Here is a 6441-nt window from a genome sequence, read left to right as displayed (position 1 = left end):
AGTACGTCCAGTACGGGGGCATCCGGCCGGCACGCCGAGAGCACGCACCGGACACCGCTCCTTCACCACGGACCTCCGTCAGACACCCCCTAGGGGGCGCCGCCGCGCGCCCGGGCGGCGGCCTGCCGGGCTTCAGTCGGTGTACGACTCGAGCGTGCCGCGCCGCCGGACGTCGAGCGTGGCGCAGTGGAACGAGCCCGCGAACGGCGCGTAGTGCAGCAGGTCGCACGGGATCGGTTCGAACCCCCACTTCTCCAGCGCCCGCAGCATGCCGGTGTGGTGCCGCTCCGCGATCACCCGCCGCTCGTCGATCATGAGGACGTTCATGCTGAGCCACTTGCCGCACATCGACGTGATCTTGAGCAGGTGCTCGCCGATCGGGTCGGGCTCGGGGGCGATCAGGACGTCCCACGAGCTCAGGACCTCCGGCAGGCGGTCGACGTCGATGTATTCGGGGTTGACCAGCACCTTGCCGGGTGCGAGCGGGACGAACGTCGTGTCGATGTGCATCGGCGTGCGGCAGCGGCTCTCGATCTCGTGGATGCGGTAGCCGGGTCCGAGGTGGCGGCGCAGCCAGTCGATGCCCATGCCGTTGGTGACGTTGCTCCGCGTCACGAACAGGTCGCGGCCGGCGCGCACGAAATCCGCCGCGTCGAAGACCGGCTCGAATTCGGTGAGGATGTAGCGCATGGGCTCGCCGGGTGCGGGGGTACGGAACTCCGGCTCGAACAGCTCGTCCGTGAGCTGTGGTTTGGGCGCCGCCGTCCAGCGCGCGCCGCGCCGGAAGTAGTCCTTGAGGATCGTGCGGTAGGCACGGGTCTCGAAGTACCGGCACGGCCAGGCCATCGGGGTTTCGATGATCTCGTCGCCGATCACGAGCATGCTGTCCCGCGGGCAGGTGCTGGAGAAACCGCGCGAGGACCAGTCGGGGGTGGCGAAGCGCTGCCGGTGGTCGACCTCGTCCGGACGCCTGACCGTGACGCCGAGGCCCTGCAGCAGCTCGACGAAGCCGTCGAGTTCGCGCTGCGCCGGCTCGAGCAGCAGGCCCGGATACCTCACGCCGGCGGCGAGCCCCTGCAGCCGCGCCCCCCACGGGGGGATGTTGCAGGCGACGACCGGGTGTTTGGAGGGGATCGTCGCGCCCTCCAGCCGTCCGACGACGACCTCCTCGAGGGGGTCCCACTCGTTGTGCGAGCCGACCGGCGAAACGAGGGGTTCCGCAGGTGGGGTGGGCGGGGTGGGCTGGGTGGGTTCCACCAGTTCCGTGGCCATGGGCTAGACCTTGCTCGGTGTGTGGTTTCCCTGCAGGCGTTCGAGATCGGACGGCCGCACCTGGATGGCGAACAGCGCGATCATCGCCCCGACCAGGGTGAAGACGGCCGCCACGATGAAGGCCGCGGTGATGCCGGAGGTGAGCACCTGGTCGCTCCACGGTTTCGGGAACTGTCCGGTGCGCTCGAAGTACGCCTTCTGCTCGGGGCCGGCCGTGCGCAGGAAGCCCGGCACCTGGTCCCTGGCCTCGTTGCGGCTCGCCGTGCCGAAGACGGTCACCAGGATCGACAGGCCGAGCGAACCGCCGACCTGCTGCATCGTGTTGAGCAGCCCGGAGGCCGCGCCGGACTCCCGGTCGGGGACGTTGGACAGGGCCATCAGCGTCAGGGAGACGAACTGCAGGCCCATCCCCAGGCCGAAGATGAGGAGCGGGCCGAGAACGCTGCCCGGGTACGTCGAGTGGACGTCGGTCTGCGTCAGCCAGGCGAGCCCGACCGCCGCGCACAGCGCGCCCGCGACCATGAACGGCTTGGGGCCGAACCTCGGCAGCAGTTGCGAGGCGGTTCCGGCGCCCACCGCGACCACCGCGCTCACCGGCAGGAAGGCGAGGCCCGCGCGCAGCGGGCTGAAGCCCAGCACGATCTGCACGAAGAGCGTCAGGAAGAAGAACATGCCGAAGATCGCGCAGGCGAGCATCAGCATGATCCCGTACGTCCCGGCCCGGTTGCGGTCGGCGAACATGTGCAGCGGGGTGATCGGCTGGGGCGAGCGCCGCTCGTTGAGGACGAAGAGGGTCAGCAGGACGACGGCGGCCCCGAAGGAGGCGAGCGTCCAGGGGTCGCGCCAGCCCTCCTGGGCCGCGCGGATGAACCCGTAGACGAGCGCGACCATGCCCAGCGTGGACAGCAGTGCGCCCGCGAAGTCGAAGTGTCCCGGATGGCGTTCGGACTCGCGGATGACCTTCACGGCGAGCACCGCGATGAGCAGGGCGATCGGGACGTTGACGAACAGCACCCAGCGCCAGTCGAGCCAGGTGACCAGCATGCCGCCCGCGAGGAGCCCGATGGCGCCGCCGCCGGCCGAGACCCCGGCGAACACGCCGAACGCCCGGTTGCGGGCCGGGCCTTCGCGGAAGGTGGTGGTGATCAGGGCGAGTGAGGTCGGGGAGGCGATGGCGCCGCCGATGCCCTGCAGGGCCCGGGCGGCCATCAACTGGCCGGCGCTCTGGGCGAGTCCGCCGAGGAGGGAGGCCAGACCGAAGAGCAGGATGCCGAAGATGAAGACCCGCTTGCGGCCGAGGATGTCGCCCGTGCGCCCCCCGAGCAGCAGCAGACCGCCGAAGGTGAGGGTGTAGGCGTTGACCACCCAGGACAGGCTCTCGGTCGAGAAGTCGAGCGCGGTCTGGATGTGCGGCAGGGCGATGTTCACGATGGTGATGTCGAGGACCACCATGAGCTGGCAGGAGGCGATGACGAACAGGGCGAGCCCGTTCCCGCTCCCGCGGACCTTGCCGTCGGTCCCGGTGCTGGTCGGCGTTGCGTTCGGGTCCACCCTGTCGACGCTAAGCCCGCTCCTGTGGGGTCACCACTCGAACGGCCTAGTGGGTGTGATATTTCACATGTCACACTACGTTCATGGATGACTTCCTCAGGCTCTCCGCGACCACCGCGCGGTTCACGTACGGCGCCCCGCGTGCCTTCGCCTTCGGCGACGACGGACGGCTGCTCTGGTTCCTCCGGTCCACCGGCCCCACCGACCCCTTCGACAGCCTCTGGGTCCTCGACACGGCCACCGGCACCGAATCCCGCCTTGCCGATCCCCGCGACCTGTGCCCCGAGCCCGGCGAACTCCCCGCCGCCGAGCGCCGGCTCCGCGAGCGCATACGCCTCGTCGCCGCCGGCATCGGCTCGTACGCGCTCTCCGGCGACGGCCGGCGCGCGGTCTTCGCGCTCTACGGTCGGCTGTACGAGGTCACCGCCGACGCCAGCGCACCGCCGGCCCCGGTCCCGGCCGCCGGGCCCGCGATGGACCCCCGCCCCAACGCCGACGGCACCCGCACCGCGTACGTCAGCTCCGACGCCCTGTACGTCGCCCCGGGGGGCCGGGTCAGCCCCGACGACGGGGCCCGCTGGGGCGTCGCCGAGTTCGCGGCCGCCGAGGAGCTGGACCGCTCCCGCGGGCACTGGTGGTCCCCGGACGGGGTGGCGCTGCTGGCCGCGCGCGTCACCGAATCCGCCCTTCCGCGGCGGTACTTCGCCGACCCGGCGCAGCCGGAGCTCCCGGCCGAGGACTTCGCGTACCCGCAGGCGGGCGGGCCCAACGCCGACGTCCAGCTCTGGGTGCTGCGCCCGGAGGGGCAGCGGACCCGGATCGACTGGGACGCCGAGGCCTATCCGTACGTCTCCGACGCCGGCTGGGAGTCCCCCGGCGAGATCCTGCTGACGGTCCGGGACCGGCTCCAGCAGAACGTCCTGCTGCTGTCCGCCGACCCGGCCACCGGCCGGACGCGGGAGCTGTCGCGCACCACGCACCCCCAGTGGGTGGACCCGCTCGTCCCGGGCACGCCGGCGCGCCTGCCCGACGGGCGGATGCTGACCGCCGTCGACACCGCGGGCGGCGCCGCCCGCGCCCTCGCCGTGGACGGCGAGCCGCTCACCGGCGACGGGGTCCAGGTCCGCCGCGTGGCCGGGGTGCACGAGGGCCGGCTGCTGATCGAGGCGGGACTGCGCGACCCCGCCGAGCAGCAGGTACTGCTCCTCGACCTCGCCACCGGGGAGGCGACCGCGCTCGCCGACGGGCCCGGCGTGCACAGCGTGTCCGCCTCGGCCGGGACCCTGCTGCTGACCTCCGCCGACGCCGACGGGATCCGCCGCACCGTACGCACCCCGGGCGGCCGGGAGTTCACCCCCGGCGACCTCTCCCAGCCCCTGCCGTACCGGGTGGTGCCCGTTCTGGAGCGGGTCACCGAGCACGGCGTCCCCACCGCCCTGGTCCTCCCCCGCGACCACGTGCCCGGGCGGCGGCTGCCCGTGCTGATGGACAGCTACGGCGGCCCCGGCTTCCAGGACGTGTCCGCCGAGCCGCGCCGCTGGCAGGCCAGGCAGTGGTGGGCCGACCAGGGCTTCGCGGTCGTGACCGTCGACAACCGCGGGACCCCGTACGTCTCCCCCGCCTTCACGCACGCCATGTACCGCGGCTTCTCCGAGGTCACACTGGAGGACCAGGTCGCGGCGCTCCAGGCACTCGGCGCCCGCCACCGCGATCTCGACCTCGGCCGGGTCGGCATCCGCGGCTGGTCCTACGGCGGCTACCTGTCGGCCATGGCGGTGCTGCGCCGCCCGGACGTCTTCCACGCGGCGGCCGCCGGCGCGGCACCGACCGACTTCCGGCACTACGACACGGCGTACACCGAGCGGTACCTGGGCCTGCCCCAGGACCACCCGGAGGTCTACGAACGGGACTCGCTCCTCGCCGACGCCCCGAAACTGACCCGCCCGCTCCTCCTGGTCACCGGCCTCGCCGACGACAACGTCCACCCCTCCCACACCCTGCGCCTCTCCCAGGCCCTGACGGACGCGGGCCGCCCCCACCAACTCCTGGCCCTGCCCGGCGTCACCCACATGACACCGGGCGGCACGCGGGAGAAGGTGATGGCCCTGGAACTGGAATTCTTCAAGCGCGAACTCGCCTGACCCCGACGCGCCGCTCCCCCGCACAGGGCCCCGGAGACGCCGTTGCCTCCGGGGCCCTGCCGCCCCGTGGTTGCGTCGCAGCCCGTGAACGCTTCGCGATCACGGCGCTAGGCTGCCGCCATGACGATTCGCGCTGTGGTCTTCGACGTCGGAGAATGCCTCGTGGACGAGACCAGGGAGTACGGCACGTGGGCCGACTGGCTCGGCGTTCCGCGTCACACCTTTGCCGCCGTGTTCGGTGCCGTCGTCGCTCAAGGCCGCGATTACCGCGAGGTGTTCCAGGAGTTCCAGCCCGGCTTCGACCTGTACGAGCAGAGGGAGGCACGCGCGGCGGCAGGCCAGCCGGAGCACTTCGACGAGTCCGACCTGTACGCCGACGTCCGGCCGACCCTCGCCAAGCTCCGTGCCGACGGCTTGTGGCTCGGCATCGCCGGGAACCAGACCGTGCGGGCGGGTGGAATCCTTCGCGCCCTCTTCGCCGGCGACGTGGACCTGATCGGCACATCGGACGACTGGGGCGCCAGCAAGCCCGACCCGGAGTTCTTCGCCCGGGTGGCCGCCGTCGTGCCGTTCGCGCCGGAGGAGATCCTCTACGTGGGTGACCGCGTCGACAACGACCTCCGCCCCGGCAAGCAAGCCGGAATGCACACCGCGCTCATCCGCCGCGGCCCGTGGGCCACGATCCAATGGAACTCCGAGGAGGCCCGGACTCTGCCCACGCTCCGGATCGAAAGCCTGGCGGAGCTTCCGGGCCTGATCTCGGAGTTCAATGCGCGAGAGCGCTGACGTCGCAGATCTCCAGCGGGCGGTAGGCGGGCGCTTTCGTGCGTCCGGGGCCGGCCGCCTACCGGCCGAATCCGTCGACCGCGTCCAGGGCCACGGTCCACGGGTACGGCCTTTTCTCCCCCGGCGGGTTCGGCTCGAAGCCCTCCTGCCCGTACAGCACCCGGACTCCTGACGTCCTGAGGGTTTCCAGCGACAGCGCAAGCTGCGGGTGCCGGGCATAAGCCGCGTTCACGCAGGGCATCACCGCCATGGGGATCTGCTTGCCGATACCCTCCGCGACGAACCCGACCACCCACGTGTCGGTGATGCCGAGGGCCCACCGGTTCACCGTGTTCGTCGTCGCCGGGGCCACGAGCACCGCGTCCGCAGGCGGCCATACGTCCGGCTGGCCGGGCCGCCTGTACGTGGTGCGCACAGGGTGCCCGGTCAGAGCAGCCAACCCTGGCAGGCTGTCCTCCAGCCAGTCAGCGGCCGTCGGCGTCAGGCCCAGGCACACATCCCAGCCGCGACGCTGCGCCTCCTCCACGACACCGGCGACCTCGAAGACGGGCGGAGCAGCCGAGCAGAGCAGGTACAAAGTCCTCGTCGTCATGGCGCACGACCCTATGCAATCGCCCCCCGTACGCGTGGAGTCGGGGCGACCCGCAGGCCCGGCGCACCGTGCGCGCGTACGGTCCTTGTGACGAGTCCC

The 6441-nt window shown here is 71.9% G+C and carries 5 protein-coding genes; 2 read left to right on the top strand and 3 right to left on the bottom strand.

What is annotated here, in order from left to right; translation table 11 throughout:
• Positions 1–132 precede the first annotated feature (132 nt).
• Both AB0D44_RS30060 and AB0D44_RS30055 read right to left on the bottom strand, forming a co-directional pair.
• Positions 133–1272, bottom strand: a complete 1140-nt coding sequence (locus tag AB0D44_RS30060; protein ID WP_362596668.1) for an amidinotransferase — start codon at positions 1270–1272, stop codon at positions 133–135.
• 3 nt (positions 1273–1275) lie between these two features.
• Positions 1276–2823: an MFS transporter gene (locus AB0D44_RS30055; protein WP_362596667.1), complete on the bottom strand. Its 1548-nt coding sequence runs from the start codon at positions 2821–2823 to the stop codon at positions 1276–1278.
• Between the two features lie 83 nt (positions 2824–2906).
• Here AB0D44_RS30055 and AB0D44_RS30050 point away from each other — a divergent pair, with 83 nt between their 5' ends.
• Both AB0D44_RS30050 and AB0D44_RS30045 read left to right on the top strand, forming a co-directional pair.
• A complete protein-coding gene (locus tag AB0D44_RS30050) occupies positions 2907–4964 on the top strand; it encodes a prolyl oligopeptidase family serine peptidase (RefSeq protein ID WP_362596665.1) in 2058 nt (685 codons plus the stop codon).
• 120 nt (positions 4965–5084) lie between these two features.
• Positions 5085–5750, top strand: a complete 666-nt coding sequence (locus AB0D44_RS30045; RefSeq protein ID WP_362596663.1) for an HAD family hydrolase — start codon at positions 5085–5087, stop codon at positions 5748–5750.
• A 58-nt stretch (positions 5751–5808) separates the two neighbouring features.
• Here AB0D44_RS30045 and AB0D44_RS30040 read toward each other — a convergent pair whose 3' ends face one another.
• Positions 5809–6342 (bottom strand): flavoprotein, encoded by a 534-nt coding sequence (locus tag AB0D44_RS30040; protein ID WP_362596661.1) that lies wholly within the window; start codon positions 6340–6342, stop codon positions 5809–5811.
• Positions 6343–6441 lie beyond the last annotated feature (99 nt).

The organism is Streptomyces sp. NPDC048349, assembly GCF_040651925.1.
GTDB lineage: Bacteria > Actinomycetota > Actinomycetes > Streptomycetales > Streptomycetaceae > Streptomyces.
The sequence above is the reverse complement of the archived record's forward strand: the minus strand, read 5'-3'. Positions and strand labels throughout refer to the sequence as shown.